The organism is Pelomonas sp. V22 (assembly GCF_030014915.1).
Taxonomy (GTDB): domain Bacteria; phylum Pseudomonadota; class Gammaproteobacteria; order Burkholderiales; family Burkholderiaceae_C; genus JAUASW01.
Genome location: NZ_JAGIXS010000001.1, coordinates 1,906,997 through 1,925,586 on the forward strand (window position 1 = coordinate 1,906,997; position 18,590 = coordinate 1,925,586).

15 protein-coding genes and 3 tRNA genes are annotated in these 18,590 nt (G+C 66.9%); 1 reads left to right on the plus strand and 17 read right to left on the minus strand.

The window, feature by feature from the left end; genetic code table 11:
• Positions 1-4 precede the first annotated feature (4 nt).
• The 4 genes from tuf to J7U46_RS08715 form a co-directional block, all read right to left on the minus strand.
• Entirely contained in the window at positions 5-1,195 is a 1,191-nt protein-coding gene (tuf, locus tag J7U46_RS08700) for an elongation factor Tu (RefSeq protein WP_282824736.1), read from the minus strand.
• A 50-nt stretch (positions 1,196-1,245) separates the two neighbouring features.
• Positions 1,246-1,320: transfer RNA gene (locus tag J7U46_RS08705), tRNA-Thr, on the minus strand.
• A 96-nt stretch (positions 1,321-1,416) separates the two neighbouring features.
• A tRNA-Gly gene (locus J7U46_RS08710) sits at positions 1,417-1,490 on the minus strand.
• Between the two features lie 62 nt (positions 1,491-1,552).
• Positions 1,553-1,638 (minus strand) — tRNA-Tyr (locus J7U46_RS08715).
• 598 nt (positions 1,639-2,236) lie between these two features.
• Between J7U46_RS08715 and J7U46_RS08720 the strand changes: the two genes are divergently transcribed.
• Entirely contained in the window at positions 2,237-5,113 is a 2,877-nt protein-coding gene (locus J7U46_RS08720; RefSeq protein ID WP_282824761.1) for a TonB-dependent receptor, read from the plus strand.
• A 96-nt stretch (positions 5,114-5,209) separates the two neighbouring features.
• Here J7U46_RS08720 and J7U46_RS08725 read toward each other — a convergent pair whose 3' ends face one another.
• The 13 genes from J7U46_RS08725 to trpD all read right to left on the minus strand — a co-directional run bounded on the left by J7U46_RS08725 (position 5,210) and on the right by trpD (position 18,586).
• The gene (locus J7U46_RS08725) at positions 5,210-6,235 is read right to left on the minus strand and encodes a cupin-like domain-containing protein (RefSeq protein ID WP_282824763.1); all 1,026 of its coding nucleotides are present in this window, start codon (positions 6,233-6,235) and stop codon (positions 5,210-5,212) included.
• Between the two features lie 11 nt (positions 6,236-6,246).
• A complete protein-coding gene (locus tag J7U46_RS08730) occupies positions 6,247-7,236 on the minus strand; it encodes a cupin-like domain-containing protein (protein ID WP_282824764.1) in 990 nt (329 codons plus the stop codon).
• A 13-nt stretch (positions 7,237-7,249) separates the two neighbouring features.
• A complete protein-coding gene (locus J7U46_RS08735) occupies positions 7,250-8,311 on the minus strand; it encodes a heparan-alpha-glucosaminide N-acetyltransferase domain-containing protein (RefSeq protein WP_282824766.1) in 1,062 nt (353 codons plus the stop codon).
• 13 nt (positions 8,312-8,324) lie between these two features.
• Positions 8,325-9,212, minus strand: coding sequence for a glycoside hydrolase family 16 protein (locus J7U46_RS08740; RefSeq protein ID WP_282824768.1), 888 nt, complete (start codon positions 9,210-9,212; stop codon positions 8,325-8,327).
• A complete protein-coding gene (locus J7U46_RS08745) occupies positions 9,209-10,510 on the minus strand; it encodes an MFS transporter (protein ID WP_282824770.1) in 1,302 nt (433 codons plus the stop codon). Before J7U46_RS08745 ends, J7U46_RS08740 begins: the two co-directional genes overlap by 4 nt.
• Positions 10,511-10,564: 54 nt before the next feature.
• Positions 10,565-12,055 carry a beta-N-acetylhexosaminidase gene (gene nagZ, locus J7U46_RS08750; RefSeq protein ID WP_282824772.1) on the minus strand — a complete coding sequence of 497 codons (1,491 nt, stop codon included), beginning with the start codon at positions 12,053-12,055 and terminating at the stop codon, positions 10,565-10,567.
• An 18-nt stretch (positions 12,056-12,073) separates the two neighbouring features.
• Positions 12,074-13,084 (minus strand): SIS domain-containing protein, encoded by a 1,011-nt coding sequence (locus J7U46_RS08755; RefSeq protein ID WP_282824774.1) that lies wholly within the window; start codon positions 13,082-13,084, stop codon positions 12,074-12,076.
• On the minus strand, positions 13,077-14,204 hold the full coding sequence (gene nagA / locus J7U46_RS08760) for an N-acetylglucosamine-6-phosphate deacetylase (RefSeq protein WP_282825033.1): 1,128 nt from the start codon (positions 14,202-14,204) through the stop codon (positions 13,077-13,079). Before nagA ends, J7U46_RS08755 begins: the two co-directional genes overlap by 8 nt.
• Before the next feature lie 2 nt (positions 14,205-14,206).
• On the minus strand, positions 14,207-14,953 hold the full coding sequence (locus J7U46_RS08765; protein WP_282824776.1) for a GntR family transcriptional regulator: 747 nt from the start codon (positions 14,951-14,953) through the stop codon (positions 14,207-14,209).
• Entirely contained in the window at positions 14,950-15,882 is a 933-nt protein-coding gene (locus tag J7U46_RS08770) for a BadF/BadG/BcrA/BcrD ATPase family protein (protein ID WP_282824778.1), read from the minus strand. The genes J7U46_RS08765 and J7U46_RS08770 overlap by 4 nt, the downstream gene beginning before the upstream one ends.
• 177 nt (positions 15,883-16,059) lie before the next feature.
• Positions 16,060-16,758 carry a uracil-DNA glycosylase gene (locus J7U46_RS08775; protein WP_282824779.1) on the minus strand — a complete coding sequence of 233 codons (699 nt, stop codon included), beginning with the start codon at positions 16,756-16,758 and terminating at the stop codon, positions 16,060-16,062.
• Positions 16,755-17,546 carry an indole-3-glycerol phosphate synthase TrpC gene (gene trpC, locus J7U46_RS08780; RefSeq protein WP_282824780.1) on the minus strand — a complete coding sequence of 264 codons (792 nt, stop codon included), beginning with the start codon at positions 17,544-17,546 and terminating at the stop codon, positions 16,755-16,757. The genes J7U46_RS08775 and trpC overlap by 4 nt, the downstream gene beginning before the upstream one ends.
• A gap of 5 nt (positions 17,547-17,551) precedes the next feature.
• Entirely contained in the window at positions 17,552-18,586 is a 1,035-nt protein-coding gene (gene trpD, locus J7U46_RS08785) for an anthranilate phosphoribosyltransferase (protein WP_282824782.1), read from the minus strand.
• Positions 18,587-18,590 lie beyond the last annotated feature (4 nt).

An 18,590-nucleotide genomic window follows, 5' to 3' on the forward strand; every position in this document is an offset into this window, starting at 1 on the left:
AAAATTACTCGAGGATGGTGGCAACCACACCCGAACCGACGGTACGGCCACCTTCACGGATAGCGAAGCGCAGGCCTTGCTCCATGGCGATGGGGGCGATCAGCTTCACGGTGATGCTGACGTTGTCGCCAGGCATGACCATTTCCTTGTCCTTGGGCAGCTCCACGGCACCCGTCACGTCCGTCGTGCGGAAGTAGAACTGGGGACGATAGTTGTTGAAGAACGGCGTGTGACGGCCGCCTTCTTCCTTGGACAGGACGTAGATCTCAGCCGTGAAGTGCGTGTGCGGCTTGATCGAACCCGGCTTGGCCAGCACTTGGCCACGCTCGACGTCTTCACGCTTGGTGCCGCGCAGCAGGATACCGACGTTGTCGCCAGCCTGACCTTGGTCCAGCAGCTTGCGGAACATTTCCACGCCGGTCACGGTGGTCTTCTGCACGTCGCGGATGCCCACGACTTCGATTTCCTCGCCGACCTTGATGATGCCGCGCTCGACGCGACCGGTCACCACGGTGCCACGGCCCGAGATCGAGAACACGTCTTCCACCGGCAGCAGGAAGGCGCCGTCAACGGCACGGTCCGGCTGGGGGATGTACGTGTCCAGCGCATCGGCCAGACGCATGATGGCTTGCTCGCCCAGGTCGCCCGTGTCGCCTTCCAGCGCCAGCTTGGCCGAACCCTTGATGATCGGGGTGTCGTCGCCCGGGAAGTCGTACTTCGAGAGCAGCTCGCGCACTTCCATTTCGACCAGCTCGAGCAGCTCGGCGTCGTCGACCATGTCGCACTTGTTCAGGAAGACGATGATGTACTTCACACCGACCTGACGCGCCAGCAGGATGTGCTCGCGGGTTTGCGGCATCGGGCCGTCAGCGGCCGAGCACACCAGGATCGCGCCGTCCATCTGGGCGGCGCCAGTGATCATGTTCTTCACATAGTCGGCGTGGCCCGGGCAGTCCACGTGAGCGTAGTGGCGATTGGCCGTTTCGTACTCGACGTGAGCGGTGTTGATCGTGATGCCACGGGCCTTTTCTTCAGGAGCCGCGTCGATCTGGTCGTAGGCCTTGGCCTCGCCACCGAACTTCTTCGACAGCACGGTTGCAATAGCAGCCGTCAGCGTGGTCTTGCCGTGGTCAACGTGACCGATCGTGCCCACATTGACGTGCGGCTTGGTCCGTTCGAATTTACCTTTTGCCATCTTGCGCTCCTGGCGATCAGATCAAAAACAACAAGGGGGAAGAAAAGAGGTGGTGCCCATGACGCGGATCGAACGCGTGACCTCTCCCTTACCAAGGGAGTGCTCTACCACTGAGCCACATGGGCATCGACACAGGTTTGACGGCCATCTTCTTGACGACCCACCGGCAAACCCGTGCCGACAACAACATCACATCACTACCGCAGAACCTGCCCCACCGCTGGAGCGGGAAACGGGAATCGAACCCGTGTCATTAGCTTGGAAGGCTAAGGTTCTACCATTGAACTACTCCCGCCCGGGAGCCTTCATCTGCCGCCAAGAACCCGGCTCTTTCGAGCCGATTCAAGACGATCGCTTTGGTGGAGGAGGCTGGATTCGAACCAGCGTACGCGTTAGCGGGCAGATTTACAGTCTGCTGCCTTTAACCACTCGGCCACCCCTCCGAAGCGAGCCCACGACTATAGCACAGCATTTTTGCGCGGCAAAACATTTTTGCCTGTGGCTTGCTGGGCGCCCACTCGCCGACTTCGACTCAGCAACCGCACATGCGTCTGTGAGCCGATCCCGACGCAAGACAAGTCAACGGATCCCGAAGAGAGCGAGGCAGCATCCTTCAAGTCTTTCGACTGCGCGCCCGACCCGCCTCCGAGCCCTTGGCTGCGGCAATAACAGCCCGGCCAACCTATTCACGCCCCTCGGAGCCCGTCACCCGGCCACACGCCGACCTCAGCGCACACCTCATGACATGAGGCATACCAATCTACTACCAAGCACATCACTCCTTGAGTCGCAAGTCGCGCACCCGCATTTCCAAGGGGATGCCGTCGCCAGAACGCATCAAGAAAGCAACGCGCAAGGGAAAACGCGAACGCGAAAGTGGTAGCAAAGTGGCACTACCGGCCAGTATAGTGGCATGGCATTGGTTGCATTTAGAGGTTCCCTGGAGGCACCAGCCCCATGCCACTTGCCCAACTGGTATGCGCTGGTTCCACGTTTCAACAGGCCGAGATCGATCCAATTGGCCATTTCGAGGAGCAGTTCATGAAGGTCCGACAGACCCCCATCGCCGCCGCCGTAGCGCTCACCCTGATGAGCAGCGCGCTGTTGGCACAGGCACAGCAAGCCGCGCAAAAGCCGGCCGAGAAGAAGCCCGACAACCAGCAGCTTGAACAAGTGGTGGTGACTGGCATTCGTGCCTCCCAGGAGAAGTCGCTGAGCGTCAAGCGCAATGCCGACGCCCACATCGACGTGGTCTCTGCCGAAGACATCGGCAAGATGCCTGACAAGAACGTGGCCGACTCGCTGGCCCGCATCCCCGGCGTCACGGTGCTGAACAGCCCGGCCGGCGGTTCCGGTGGTTTCGACGAGCGCGACCGCGTGGGCCTGCGCGGCACCAACCCCAGCCTGACCCAGACCCTGGTCGACAACCACGCGATCGCCAACGGCGACTGGTTCGTGCTGGACCAGTCCGGTTCCGGCGTCGGCCGCAGCGTCAGCTACTCGCTGCTGCCCTCCGAGCTGGTGAGCCGTGTTGAAGTGCGCAAGAACGCCGAGGCATCGCTGGTCGAAGGCGGTACCGCCGGCTCGGTCAACATCATCACCCGCAAACCGCTGGACTTCTCCAAGCCGCTGACCATTGAGGCCAGCGTTGGCGCCGTCTATGCCGACCTGCCCAAGAAGACCGACCCGCAACTGAGCGCCCTGCTGAACTTCCGCAGCGACGACAAGACCTTCGGCGTGCTGGTCCAGGCCTTCTCCGAGAAGCGCAGCCTGCGCCGCGACGGCGTCGAGACGCTGGGCTTCATCAACCAGCTGACCAAGGCCAATGCAGCCAACCTGATCGCCCAGGCCCCGTCCCTCGAAGGCGCCTATGTGCCTGACCTGGTCGGCGCTGCCTACTTCACCCAAGAGCGCGAGCGCAAGGGCGGCCTGGTGCGTGCCGAATTCAAGCCGACCAAGGACGTCGACCTGATCGTGACGGGCTTCTCGTCCAAGATGGATGCAGACAACTACAACCGCAACTTCATGGTCATCAACCGCCCCGGCTTCACCTCCTGGGATACCGCCAAGCTCGGCGACTACGCGGTGGCCACAGACAAGAACGGCGTCAAGACCGTCTCCAAGCTGAACCTGAGCTGGACCACGCCCGGCACCGGCGGCGTCTACGACATGATCTCGCGCAAGGCCTCGGCCGAAAGCAACTTCCTGGGCCTGGAAGGCACATTCAAGGTCAACGACGCGCTGACCCTGTCGGCCAACGCCGGCACCTCCAAGGGCAAGGGCCGCACCGACTCGCAAGACGTCTACGAAGCCAATATCTACACCCGCAATGCCGGCTACCAGCTGAACGGCAATGGCACGGCCACCTCGTTCAACGTCGGCATCGATTCCACCAAGGGCATCAACAACCAGCCGGGCACGTCGACGCCCGGCATGGGCTTTGGCTGGATCTTCGGCGTCGAGAACCTAGTCGTGAACGACAAGGACACCTGGGCCCAGGTTGATGGTGAGTACACCCTCGACGCTGGCCTCCTGAAGAGCCTGAAGTTCGGCGCCCGCAGCGCCACGCACGACCGCGGCACCGGCGCCACTGTGAACCAGCGCCCCGGTTGCAACACCGGCACCGCCTACGGTGCGCAGATGTTCCCCTGGTCGGGCACCTTCTACTGCGGCGCCAACGACAACAACGCCACCAGCTCGCCCTCGCCTTACGCCATCGTCAACGCACCTGCGTTCAGCCAGCTCTATCCGAGCAACTTCGGCAGCGGCCTGGGCGGCGGTTTCCCGACCAACATCGCCTACATCTCGGCCGCTGACCTGGCCGCGTTCAACGCGAAGTACACCAACCGCGATCCGAGCAGCGCGGCCCTGGTGCACTCGCCGATCCAAGGCGGTGAGTACGGTGTGAAGGAAACCAGCACGGCCATGTACCTGCAGGGCAACCTGGAAGGCGAAGCCTGGAGCGGCAATGTCGGCCTGCGCGCCGTGCGCACCAAGCAGTCCTCGCATGCCTGGACCTACACGCCGAACGCTGCCAAGCCTGACGTGACCTCCGCCTGGGGCGCCGAGTACCTGACCAGCAGCAGCCGCAGCTACACCGACCTGCTGCCCAGCGCCAGCGTGCGGGTGGACGTTGCCCGCAACCTGGTCGGCCGCCTCGGCCTGAGCCGCACGATGACCCGTGCGGACTACACGGCGCTGTCGGCTGCCGCCAACCTGTCGCCGCCGGCCAACCTGCAGGACCAGTCCGTCGGTGGCGGCACGGCCGGCAATCCGGACCTGAAGCCGATCCGCTCGACCAACTTCGACGCCAACCTCGAGTGGTACTTCGCGCCGCGCGCCTTCGTGTCCATGGGTGCCTTCCACATGCAGATGGGCAGCTACATCAAGGACGGCACCTTCAGCGCCACGCTGCCGACCCTGCTGGCCCCGGCCGGTGGCGGCACGCCGCAGATCGTCGACCGCAAGTACCTGCTGACCGGTCCGGTCAACAAGAGCGCCTCGGTCACGGGCCTGGAGTTCGCGTTTGAATCGCCGGTGGCCGCCAACTTCGGCGTCAGCGCGAACTACACCTTCGCCGATGGCCACGACAGCGACGGCCATGTGCTGCGCGGCAACGTGAAGCATTCGCTGAACCTGGGCGGCTTCTACGAAGACGACAAGTTCTCGGCCCGCGTCAACTACGGCTACACCGGTGACATCTACATCGGCACCGACCGTGGCACGGACTACTACCAGAAGGGATCGGCCGTGCTGTCGGCTTCGCTGGGCTACAAGATCAGCGAGAACTTCGGTATCAGCCTGGATGCGCAGAACCTGAACAACCCGAAGCTGAAGTACTACGCTTCGGAGACCCAGCCCCGCGCGATCTATGCCAACGGCCGTCAGTTCTACCTGACTGCTCGCGTCAAGTTCTGATGCCTTAGCACCGGTCGGCGCCTCCCAGCGCCGACCGCCTGCCAAGGACAAACGGCCCCTCGGGGCCGCTTTTTTTTGCGCGATCAGACCAGCCCTTCAGCGCTTGTTCAACTGCTCGATCAAGTCATGGCGGATGGCTGCATCGGCCGCCGCGTCCAGCGCGCCAAGCATGTGGCGGCGGTCCTCGGGGATGTGGGCCAGCGCCTCATCCCGCGCACCGAACACATAGAAATCGAACAGGGCGCGCCAGCCCTCGCGCTCACCCTCGGGCAAATGGCGCAAGGCCAGCATCGCCAGGCGCAGCGCCGCCAGATGCAGGTCGTCCTGGCGGCCCGGCGCCGGTGCGGGCCGCCACCAGTAGTTCATCAGGATGTTCAAGTCCGGCGCCAGCGCCTCGACCTGGTGGAACCACAGCGGCGGCAGATAGAGCGCATCGCCCGCTTCCAACTCCACGACCAGGGCCTGCTCGAGCGCCTCGGCCACCATCGGGTAACGCGTCGGGTCGGCCGATTGCAGACGCGGCAGTACCGACATCGGCGCCGGCGTCGGCGTCGGCGCATAGTCGGGCGGGCCCATGTAGAGCAGCGGCGCGCATTGCGGCGGCAGCAGTGTGAAGCGGCGGCGGCCGGCGGCCACGCAGGCGATGTTGTGCGAGTCGTCGAAATGCGCGGGCACCGTCGCCCGGTTGCCTATCCAGATGCGCGGCCGCACCTCGGCCTGCAGCAGCGGGCAGGCATTGGCCAGCTCCAGGCCGGCCAAGACCTCGGCCACCGGCGCGCTCTGCGCCGCCAGGCTCGGCGGATCGGGGAAATGGCTGTAGCGCCAGAGCTGCTCGAACAAGGCGGCATAGGGCCGCTTCTCGTGCATGAAGTTGAAGCCGTCCAGGTCCGGTCGGTAGCTGAAGGCGCGTGTGGGCTCGGGCTTGGCCAGCACCGCATCGACCGGCACGCCCTGGTCAAAGCCCATCAGGTATTGCAGGCAGGGTTCGAGACCAGCCCGTGCCTGCTGCACCAAGGGCCAGTCCCTGACCAGGCCTCGCATCAGCACCGGCTCATAGGCCGTCAGCACCTCTTGCTCGAAGCGCTCGCGCGTGAGGCCTTCGATCTCCTTGATGGCAGGCATGACGCGGCTCCTCAGTGGCGCCTCGCCAGTGCGCCCTGCCAGGCGGCCGGAATATGCGTCGCCGGATCCTGCGCCTGCTGCACCACGTAGTGTTCGAACATCGCTGCCCAGGCCTCGCGTTGCGCGGGCGGCAGCGCATTCAGCACCTGGATGGCCTGCATCAGACTGGCCACCGGCGTTGGTGACTGAGGCTCGCCAGCAGCGGTGAGGACAGGCCACCAATAGTTAACCAGCAGGTTGACCTTCTCGAGCGCCTCGACCTGGTGAAACCACAGCGGCGGGATGTAGAGCGCATCGCCGGGCTCCATCTCGGCCACCTGGGCCGAGGCCAGGGCCTCGCGGTAACGTGGGTAGCGTTCGAAGTCCGGCGCCTTGGGATGGACGACCGAGATCGGCGCGCCAGAGGGCGTGTGCTCCAGCGGGCCGATGTAGAGATTGCCGACCTGCTCCGGCGCGAACAGTGTGAAGCGCCGGCGCCCCGCCACCACGCAGGCCAGGTTGTAGGGATGGTCGTGGTGCACCGGCACCGTCAGCGCATTGCCCAGCCAGAAGTTCGGGATCACGCCGGGCAGCGCGGCCAGCCGATGCTCGTCCAGGAAGCCGGGAATGACCTCGCTCACCTTGGCGCATTGGGCCGCAATGGACGGCGCGCCCTCCATGGGCAGATAGGCCTGCAGATGGGCCATGAACTCGCCGAGGCCCATGCGTGCCTTGACGAAGGCGAAGTCCGTGAGCTCGGCGTTGTAGCCCATCACGCCGCGTGCCGCCGCGCGCGTCTTGGTCGCCATCAACTCCACGCCCTGATCAAAGCGATGCAGGTACTCGCAGATGCCAAGCGGCGCGGCGCGGCCCGCCTGCACGGCCGGCCAGTGCGCAACCAGGCCCTTCAGCAGCACCGGTTCGCTGCACTGCTCCAGCAAAGCCTTCAGCGAGGCCTCGTCCGTCACCGTCCAGACCGGCACCTGCTTCATCGCATGCACCGACGCTTCGCTTGTCTGCATCGCAGCACCCATCTCAGAGCTTGATCACCAGGCCGCGTTGCTGCATCCAGCGGGCCAGCAGGCCAAAGGCGAGGACAAAGCACACGGCGAATGCCAGCGATTGTCCATGCGGGCCGATCAGACCCTGCAGCCAACCGAAGCCTCGCGCATAGAGCGGCGCCATCCAGTCAAAGCCCTCCAGGAAGACGGTGGCCGTCCACGCGCCGGAATAAACGGCGATGGCATTGATGCCGAAGGCGCGGCCGAAGGCTGGTGCGCCGCGCACATCCACCAGCCAATGCGCGGCCGCCAGTGCCAGAGCCGCCAGGCCGCCGGTCCACAAGACGAATGTCGGCGTCCACAACTGCTTGTTGACAGGCAGCCATTCGGACCACAGCAGTCCCAGCACCGCAGCCCCCATGCCGGCAGCCGCCAGCAAGGCACCCTGCCCTCGCCGCAGGAAGTCTCCGCACAGCAGCCCCAATAAACAGGTACTCATCGCGCCCAGCGTCGACAGCAGGCCCTCCGGATCGAAAGCAATGCCGCTCTTCGCGTCCCACTCGTAGGCAAAGCGTCCCAGCACGGCCGTGTCGATGCGCTGGGCCAGGCTGCTCAGCTTCTCCACCGTCGCATCGCCCTGCAGCAAGGCGCCATAGCCAAGCAGCAACGCAAACAGCAGCACCCATTGCCCACGTTGCTGCAGCTGCAATGCCACGAGGCCGGTGAACGCAAAGCACAGGCCTATGCGCTGCAACACACCCAACACGCGAAACTCGGGGCGCTGCATCAGCCACCAGGCCAGCAGGTGCAGCACGAGGCCGAGACCGATGATGCGCAGGCTGCGCTTGATCACACCGGCCCGCAACGGCCCCGGTGCAGCGCCGGCCTCGACGCGCGGCACGAGGCTGAGCGCACAGGACACGCCGACGATGAAGAGGAAGAACGGGAAGATCAGGTCGGTCGGCGTGCAGCCATGCCAGGCCGAATGCTCCAGCGGCGCATAGACATGGCCCCAGTCGCCGGGGTTGTTGACCAGCAGCATCGCGGCCACCGTCAGGCCGCGCAGTGCATCGACGGAATCCAGGCGGCGGCTCATCGCGGGCCGCGCCTCAGAAGTCGCAGCGGCTGTCCAGTCCGCTGGCCGGCACCGTGTCCTCGCGGGCCACGCCACGGCGGCGGTAGCCCTGCACCGCCGCCCCCACCTCCGCCGGGCTCAAGACCTGGTTGCGGGCATGGAAGACCCAGTCCACGTCCTCCTGGTAGACACGCGGCTGCTCGGTCTGCGGCAGCAGGCCGGCCGGCGCGAACCAGAGGTTGAAGCTGATGGCCATGGGCACGACCGGGTAGTTGCGGCCGCCATGCTGGGCCAGCTGGCGGCCATCCAGGTACATGCGCACCTTGCCGTCACTCACCTGCATCAGCAGCACATGCCAGCCCCCCAGCGCGCCGAATTCCTCGTGCGACTGGTTGTGCGCCACCCAGGGGTCCAGGCGCACCGTCTGCCAGCTCACGCCGTAGAGCCGCGTCTTCTCGCTGCCCCAGCCGCCGTTGGGCAGGTATTCCCAATCGAGCTCGCTGAACTCGGGATCGAAGTCGTGCTTCAGCGGCGCCACCGCGTAGAAGCTCTGGATGATGGGGTCGCCGTCGACACCGCTGATGGGCGTGTCGGAGAAGCGCACGCGGGCCGCGTAGGTGCCCTCGAGGAATTTGCGCTGCTGGCAGAGCTGCGCTTGCTCCGTGCCCGCGCCCGTGCCGTCGCTGCGGGCCGTGAGGCGCAGCAGGCGGTTACCGGGCAGGGCCGGGTCGTCGACCAGGCTCAACGCCGTGGCCCGCCAGGCCGCGCCCTCCACGCCTGGATGGCCGGCCTTGCTGCGCGGCGTCCAGCCGCTGGCCTGCAGGGCTACCAGGTCGGGCTGGCTGAAGTCGTCAAAGAACAGCTCGGGCGGCGCTGCCAGCGCGCCCGTCGAAACCAGCAGCGCCAGCAGCGCGGCCTTCATGCGCCGGCCGCCGCTTCTTCGTTCTGTGCCGGGGCTTGCGCAGCCTCGCGGCCGGGCACGCGCACGAAGAACATCAGCAGGAAGGCGGGCACGCCGCAGGCGATGGTCCAGAGGAAGAACTGCTGGTAGCCCAGGTGCGTCTGGATGGCGCCGCTCATGCCGGTGGGCACCATCTGGCCGAGTGCCATGACGCCGGAGCCGAGCGCGTAATGGGCGGTCTGGAAGCGGCCGGGCGCCACCACCTGCATGATGAACAGGATCACGCCGACGAAGCCAAAGCCCCAGGCGAAGTTCTCGATGGCCACGGCCACGCTGATGCGCAGCAGGTCGTCGGGCAAGACGGCGCTCAGGTAGTAGAAGGCAATGCTGGGCACGGCCATCGCCAGTATCAGCGCCGGCATCGCGCGGCGCAGGCCCAGCCAGGCGGTGAAGTAGCCGCCAAGAATGCTGCCGACCAGGAAAGCCAGCGTACCGACGGTGCCATAGACGCCGCCCACCTGCTCCGTCGTCAGTCCGAGTCCACCCTTGGCGCGACTCTCGATGAGGAAAAGCGGGCCTATGGCCTGCGTCTGGCCTTCCCCGAGCCGGAACAGCAGGATGAACAGCAGCGCGATCCAGACGCCCGGCTTCTTCACGAAGTCCAGCACCACCTCGCACAAGGTGCGCCAGGTCTCGGCGGCCGAGACAGCGGCTCCGCGCTGCGTCGTGGTGCCCGGCAGGGCATAGGCGTTGTAGCTGGCCAGGATCACCAGCAAGACGGCCAGCATCACGAACACCACCGACCAGGCCTTGGTGATGCCGATCGTCTTTTCCAGGTAGCCCGCCAGCACCAGCAGGCCGCCCAGCACCAGGAACTTCGAGGAGTTGAAGAACGCGCCCTGCCAGCCGGCGTAGGCCGCCTGCTGGGTGTTGTCCAGCGCCGCCATGTAGAGGCCGTCGCAGGCCACGTCGTGCGTGGCCGAGGCATAGGCCAGCAGGAAGAGCACGGCAATGACCGCCGAGAACCAAACCGGCAACTGCATCGCCACCGCCAGCAGCCCGAGGCCGGCGGCACTGGTGAACTGCATGGCCACGACGATGCGCTTCTTGCTGGGCATCATCTCGAGGAAGGGGCTCCAGACCGGCTTGATCACCCAGGCCCAGCCGATCAGGCTGACCCACCAGGTGATCAGCTCGTTCTCCACGCCCATGTTCTTGAGCATGAAGGCGGCGATCCGGTTCACCACGAAGAACTGCAGGCCTTGCACGAAGTACAGGCTGGGGACCCAGGTGATGGGCGAGCGTTGCTGCTGGGTCATGGTTCCTCGTCTCTCTCTTTGCTGGTGTTCTGTTCGGAGCGCGGTTCGGAGCGCCTAGTTCAGCGTCACCGGCGGCGCGGCCGTGGCGCTGAGCTCGCCCCGCAGCCATTGCCGCAGCGCGTCCAGCGCGCCATCGGCATAGCCCCAACTGACCACCGCCGGCGCGGCAATGTCCAGCACCTGGAACGGGTTCCACAGGGCGATGTGCAGGTCCGGCCGGGCCGAACCGGCACTGGCCTGGTAGCGGCCGCGCTGGTTGGAGACCAGCACATTGATGCGGCCATCCAGCGGAATATCGGCTGCAGAGATCGCGCGCAGATTGGGCAGGTGAAGGAACTCCACGTCGCTGAACCAGCCGTCGAACAGCGCCGCCACCTGGGCCACCGAGGCACCGGCCTCGGACACGCCATCGCTGGCCACGCTGGCCTGGCAGATCACGCGCAGCGGAGCGGCCCTGTCCGGTGCCGAAGCGCCACGCAAGGCGGTCAGGCCACGGGCCCAGATGTCGCGCATCAGCTGATCGTCGGCGGCGCGCTCGGCGGCCGGGTAGTCGCGCGGGCTCAAGGGGTACTGCGTGGCCAGGCGGTCCAGGCGTGCGGCCGATTGCGCCAGGCGCTCGGCTGTCAGATCACCCGCAGCCAGGGCCACGCCAATCGCGTCAATCGCCTCGGCCTGCTCGGCCAGCGAACCTTGGGCCAGCGGCATGTCGGCACCGGCCTGCAGCGCGAGCACCGAGGCGCGGGCATAGCCGTAGCGCTCGAACACCGCCTTCATCATCAGCGCGTCGGTGATCACCACGCCGTCGAAGCCCATGCTCTCGCGCAGGATGCCGGTCAGGATGGTCTTGGACAGCGTGGCCGGATGCTCGCCATCGAGCTGCGGATAGACGATGTGGGCCGTCATCACGGCCGGTGCAGCCTCGGCACCGGAAGCCAGCGCGCGGAAAGGCTTGAGCTCCAGCGCCTCCAGCGCGGCGAGCGACTTGTCGACGGTGGGCAGCGCATGGTGCGAGTCCACATGGGTGTCGCCATGGCCGGGGAAATGCTTGACGCAGCAGGCCACGCCTTCCTTCAGCGAGCCGCGCATCCAGGCCCGGGCGAGGCGCGTCACGGTTTCGGCGTCTTCACCGAAGCTGCGCTCGCCGATCACCGGATTGGCCGGGTTGTTGTTGATGTCCAGCACCGGCGCGAAGTTCCAGTTGATGCCGAGGTGGCGCAGGCCACGCGCCACGGCGGCGCCGGTGGCTTCGGCCAGGGCTTCGTCGCCGATGGCGCCCAGCGCCATGGCGGCCGGCGCCTGCGGCAGGCTGGTGGCGCGAATCACCGAGCCGCCTTCCTGGTCGATGCCGATCAGGGCCTTGTCGCCCATCACCGCGCGCAGGTCGGCGGTCAGCTGGCGGATCTCGTCTTCCGTGCCCAGGTTCTTGCGGAACAGGCAGATCGCGCGAACCTTGCGATCACGAAGAAAGGCAGCGGTGTCTGCGTCCAGGCTTTTGCCCGGAATGTCGACCATCACCAGCTGTCCAGGTTGCACTGCAGTCGTCATCGCCGCGCCTCTTCTCTCTCAATGCGTCTTGGTGACCTTGGCCAGATGGCGCGGCTGGTCGGGGTTGAGGCCGCGCGCACGCGCCAGGGCCTCGACCATCGGATAGAAGCTCTGCACAGCGGCGATCGGGTCCAGATCCTCATTGCCGGTGCAGGCCAGCGGCAGCTCGGCACCCGGTGTGCCGGCCGGCGCGGCCAGCAGCACGCGGGCACCACGGCCGCGCATCTCTTCAGCGAGAGCCAGGAGGCCGGCCTGGGCCGGGCCGCGCGGTGCGAACACCAGCAGCGGGTAGCCCTCTTCGACCAGGGCCATCGGGCCATGCTTGACTTCGGCGCCCGAGAAGGCCTCTGCCTGGATGCTGCAGGTTTCCTTGAACTTCAGCGCCGCTTCCTGCGCAATCGCGAGGCTGGTGCCACGGCCGATCACGAACAGGCGGTCGGCATCCTTCAGCGCCTCGACGGCCACGCTCCAGTCCTGGCGCGCGGCTTCTTCCAGCGCCGAGGGCAGTTGCTGGATGGCAGCAGCAAGGTCTTCATCACCCTGCCAGGCGGCGACCACGCGGGCACCGGCCACCAGCTGGGCGATGTAGCTCTTGGTGGCGGCCACGCTCTGCTCCGGGCCGGCGTGCAGGCCGAACACATGCTCGGAAGCCTCGGCCAGCGGCGAGCCAGCGGCATTGACGAACGCGACCGTGCGGGCACCGCCGGCACGGAAGAACTTCTGCGGCGCCACCAGGTCGGGGCTCTGGCCCGACTGCGAGAAGGCGAAGGACACCAGTCCCTGGCATTCGATCTTGCTCTGGTACAGCGTCACGAGCGACATCGGCAGCGAAGTGACGAGGCGGCCGAGACGCGCCATCATCAGGTAAGCCATGTAGTGGGCTGCATGATCGGAGCTGCCGCGTGCCACGGTCAGCAGCGAGCCTGGAGGCACGTTGCGCAGCGACTCGCCGAGGGCGGCGTAGGCGTTCTGGTCGGCGGCCAATTGGCGCGCCACGGCGGCGGGTGCGCTGAGGCACTCTTCAAGCATTCGCGTAGTCAATCTCTTCTCCTTCAACGACCACGCGCTGCAGCTGCAATTCACGGTCCATCACCACCAGATCCGCCCAGGCGCCCACGGCCAGCTGGCCCCGGTCGCTCAAGCCCATGTATTCCGCCGCGTTGGCCGACACGCGGCGCGAGGCGTCTTCAATCTCCAGCCCCAGCTGGAACACCAGGTTGCGCAGCGCCTGGTCCATCGTCAGCGTGCTGCCGGCCAAGGTGCCGTCGGGCAGACGCACGCCGCCCATGCACTTGGTGACCGTGTGGCGGCCGAGCTTGTATTCACCATCGGGCATGCCGGCGGCGGCCGTCGAGTCGGTGACGCAGAACATGCAGGGGATGGCGCGCATGGCCACGCGGATCGCACCGGGATGCACATGCAGCAGGTCCGGAATGATCTCGGCATAGCGCGCATGGGCCAGGGCCGCACCCACCATGCCGGGCTCCCGGTGGTGCAGGCCGCTCATCGCGTTGAACAAATGCGTGAAGCCGCGCGCGCCCTGCTGCAGCGCCGCCACGCCGTCTTCATAAGTGCCGGCCGTGTGGCCGATCTGCACGCGGAAGCCGCCGGCGATCAGCTTCGGGATCAGCTCGAGCATGCCGGGCACTTCGGGCGCCAGCGTGATCAGCTTGATAGGCGCGAGCGCATCCAGCGCCCGCACTTCGGCGAGGCTCGCGTCCTTGGCGAAGTCGGGCTGGGCGCCCAGCTTGCCGGGGTTGATGTAGGGGCCTTCCAGGTGCACGCCCAGCACGCGCGCGCCCTGCGGGTCGCGCTCGCGGCACAGCGGGCCGAGGGCGGTGAGCGCGGCGCGGATGTCTTCCAGCGGCGCGGTCATCGTCGTGGCCAGCATCGAGGTCGTGCCGTGGCGCACATGCTGGCGCGCGATCTGGCGGGCGGCGTCGCCGGCCTCCATGGTGTCGCGGCCGCCGCCGCCATGGACGTGGATGTCGATGAAGCCGGGCAGCACGAGGGGCAGGCTGCTCGCGCGCACCTCGGCCTCGCTCACGCCTTGGCCCGTGATGCGGCTGATGCGGCCCTCCTGCTGCTCCAGGCTGCCGCGCACAAAGCCTTGCGGCGTCAGGATGTGGCCGTCTATCGCTTTCAGCACGCTCATCCCTCGCGCCTCATTTCCGCCACGAAGTCGTAGTAGTCGCTGCGGCAGTAGCTGTGCGTCAGCTCCACGGCCTGGCCGCCATCGAGGTAGCCCACGCGGGTGATGAAGAGCACGGCTTGGCCCACCGGCACCTGCAAGAGGCCCGCCAGCTTGGGGTCGGCATTGATGGCGCGGATGTGCTGCAAGGCCCGCACCGGCGCGCCGCCGTTCTTGGACAGGTAGGTGTAGAGCGAGGCGTCGACGCGCTGCGGATCCGGCAGCACCGAGGCCGGCAGCACGCTGACCTCGTAGGCCATGACGACCTCGTCGGCGAGGCGCAGGCGCTCCAGGCGCGCCACGCGCTCGCCAGTGGTAAGGCCGAGCGAGAGCTGCTCGTCCGGCGCGGCCAGCGAGAAGCCCCGCGTCAGCCAGCGCGAGCTGGGCTTGAAGCCGCGCTGGTGCAGCTCTTCCGAGAAGCTGGTCAGGCGCGACAGCGGCTGCTCCAGCTTCGGTGCGATGTAGTTGCCCGAGCCGCGCTTGCGCACGATCAGGCCCTGCTCCACCAGGCGGTCGATGGCCTTGCGGGCGGTCACGCGCGAGAGGTCCAGCGATTCGGACAGCACGCGCTCCGAAGGCAGGGCCTCGTCGGCGTGGTACTGGCCTTCGCGGATCGCCTGCGCGAGCTTGTGGGCCAGCTGCATGTACAGCGGCGAAGCCGCCTGCGGATCCGGCTTGAACTGGAAGGGCAGCTTGTTGTTGCTCATGGATGACCCATTTCGGAAAGACTGCGACGAATCATCAGCAAGGCGCCGGCGGCGGAGTCGCCCTGGGGCGGCACGCAGCGCTGGCGCAAGGCGGGGGAGAACAGCGGCGCGAGGCGCAGCGCGACGCTGCCGCACAAGGCCATCGGAAGATCACCGGCGGGGTCGAGCGCGGTGGCCATCTTCTCGAGCTCGGCCACGGCTTCCTGGACAAAAGCCTGCGCGGCCTGATCACTCTCGGCATGGTCAAAGACCAGCGGCGCCAGGCTGGCATAGCCATGCTGGCCAGCGGCGGCACACCAGGCCAGCAGGGTTTCGCGGTCATGGCCGCACTGGGCCCACACGGCGCGGGCCAGCGAGCCGGCCTCGGCGCGACCATCGAGCGCCTGATGGGCGTGGCGCATCGCCTTTTGGCCGAGCCAGGCACCACTGCCTTCGTCACCAATCACCCAGCCCCAGCCGCCTATGCAGTCTTCGCTCAAGTCGCGGCGGATGACCTCGCCCACCGAGCCCGTGCCAGAAGCGATCACCGCACCCGGCTGGCCGCCATGGGCGCCGAGCACGGTGGTGTAACCGTCGTTGCAGAGCGTCAGCAGTGCGTAGCCGGGCTGCGTGGCCCGAAGCTCGGCCGCGTCGGCCGCCACGCCGGCGCCGGAAAGACCGAGGCCGATGGCGCATTCGGAGAGATCGAGCTGGGCAATGCCCGCTTGCTGGCAAGCCGCTTGCAGCGCCTGCTGGATGTGGGTCCAGGCCTGGGCCACGCCCTGGCCCAGGGCCGAGGGACCGGCCTCGCCCTGCCCGAGCAGCTCGCCATCGAGGCTGGCCAGCCGCAGCCGCGTGCCCGTGCCACCGCCATCGACTCCAACAAGGTAGCGCACGGCGGTCACAGCTTGGGACGCTGCGCTGGATTCAGAGTGGGTGGCGGACGTCATGGTGATACCAGTCTAATACCAAACGCTTTCGAGCGTCAATTGGTATTCCACTGGTTTTGATCCTGAGAAAAGCCGCTGGTCAGAGTGACAAAAGCGGGCTCAAGGCCGTCCGGGAATCAGATCACCATACCAGTTTAGAACCAAGCCGCCGATTGGTGGCAGCCCTAGGCGCACGCTTTAGTCGCCCAGCGCCCAGTCGAGGGGTAGACCCTGGCTGGCGAGCCAGTCGGCCGCCCGCGAGAAATGCCCGCAGCCGATGAAAGGCTGGGGTGGGCGCGTGGCCGACAAAGGCGACGGATGGTTGGCCTGCAGCAGCAGGTGCTGCGGCCCAGCCGCCTGGATCAGCGGCGCCTTGGCCTGGGCGTGAGCCCCCCAGAGCATGAAGACCTTGGGTGAGGCCTCGCGCGCCGCCGCCTGGATCAAGGCGTCGGTCAGCGACTCCCAGCCTTGCTTGGCATGGCTGGCCGGCGCGCCGTCTTCCACCGTAAGACAGGTGTTGAGCAGCAGCACGCCGCGCTCGGCCCAGGCGCCGAGGTGCGGACTCATCGGGGGCTGCTGGCCCAGGTCGCGCTGCAGCTCCTTGAAGATGTTGCGCAGGCTGGGCGGAACCTTGTGGCCGGCCGGCACCGAGAAGGCGAGGCCCTCGGCCTGGCCGGGGCCGTGATACGGGTCCTGGCCGAGGATGACGACGCGGGTGCGCGCCAGCGGCGTCAGGCGCAGCGCGCGGAACGGATCGGGCGGATAGATCGTCGCGCCCGCTGTCTCACGTTGGGACAGATGGGCCAGCAGGCCCTGGCCGGCCGGGCTGGCGCGCCAGGCGTCCAGCAGCGGTTGCCAGCCGGCATCGACCCGCCAATCGAGCGGCAGCAGCTTCACGAGAAGAACAACTCGGCCAGCGCCTTGCCCGGCACTGGTGCGCGCATGAAAGCCTCGCCGACCAGGAAGGCATTGACCTGGGCCGCGCGCATGGTCTGCACATCGGCCGGGCCGAGGATGCCGGATTCGGTCACCAGCAGGCGATCCGAAGGCACGTTCTTCAAGAGGCCCAGCGTCGTGTCCAGCGTGACCTCGAAAGTGCGCAGATTGCGGTTGTTGATGCCGACCAGCGGTGTCTTCAATTTCAGTGCGCGGTCCAGTTCACGGCCATCGTGTACCTCGACCAGGACGTCGAGCCCGAGGCTCGAGGCGCAGGCCTCGAGGTCGGCCATCAGCGCATCTTCAAGACTCGCGGCGATCAAGAGGATGCAGTCCGCGCCCATCGCCCGCGCTTCGAAGACCTGGTACTCGTCGACCATGAAGTCCTTGCGCAGCACCGGCAGCTCGCAGGCCGCGCGGGCCGCCTGCAGGTAGGCGACCGAGCCCTGGAAGAAAGGCTCGTCGGTCAGCACGCTGAGGCAGGCCGCGCCATGGGCCGCATAGCTCTCGGCAATCTCGGCCGGACGGAAGTCTTCGCGGATCACGCCCTTGCTGGGGCTGGCCTTCTTGATCTCGGCGATCACAGCACTCTTGCCGGCGGCGACCTTGGCGCGCAGCGCCTTCTCGAAGCCGCGCAGGTCGCGCCGGCCCTCGGCTTCTTCACGGACGCTGGCGAGCGAGCGGCGCCGCTTGGCGGCCGCCACTTCCTCATGCTTGACCGCGTTGATCTTGTTCAGGATGTCGGACATGGTGCTCAGGCCTTCCCCAGTGCCTGCGTGGCTGCGACGAACTGGTCCAGCTTGGCGCGCGCCGCGCCGCTGGCAATCGCCTCTCTGGCCTTGGCAATGCCGGAGGCAATCGAATCGACCACATTGGCCGCGTACAGCGTCGCGCCAGCGTTCAGCAGGACGATGTCGCGGGCCGCGCCAGCCTCATTGGCCAGTGCACCGAGCAGCATCACGCGCGACTCTTCCGGGCCGGCCACCTTGAGGCTGCGGTTGCTGACCATGTGGAGTCCGAAGTCTTCCGGATGGATCTCGTACTCGCGCACCTCGCCGTCCTTCAGCTCACCCACCAGCGTCGCCGCGCCCAGCGAGATCTCGTCCATGCCGTCCTTGCCATAGACCACCACCGCATGCTCGGCGCCGAGGCGCTGCATCACGCGCACCTGGATGCCCACGAGGTCGGGGTGGAACACGCCCATCAGGATGTTGGGTGCGCCGGCCGGGTTGGTCAGCGGTCCGAGGATGTTGAAGATGGTGCGCACGCCCAGTTCCTTGCGCACCGGGGCGATGTTCTTCATCGCCGGGTGGTGGTTGGGCGCGAACATGAAGCCGATGCCGGTCTGTTCGATGCTCTGCGCCACCTGCTCGGGCTTGAGCATGATGTTGGCGCCGAGCGCCTCCAGCACATCGGCGCTGCCGGTCTTGCTGGAGACGCTGCGGTTGCCATGCTTGGCCACCTGGGCGCCGGCCGCAGCGGCCACGAACATCGAGCAGGTCGAGATGTTGAAGGTGTGGGCGCCATCGCCACCGGTGCCGACCACGTCCACCAGGTGCTTGCCCGGCGGCACCGGCACCTTGTTGGAGAGCTCGCGCATCACCTGCGCGGCGGCCGTGATCTCGCCGATGGTTTCCTTCTTGACGCGCAGGCCGATCAAGAGGGCCGAGGCGATCACCGGCGACATCTCGCCGGCCATGATGCGGCGCATCAGCGACAGCATCTCGTCGTGGAAGATCTCGCGGTGCTCGATGACGCGGGTCAGGGCTTCGTTGTCTGAAATGGGCATCGCA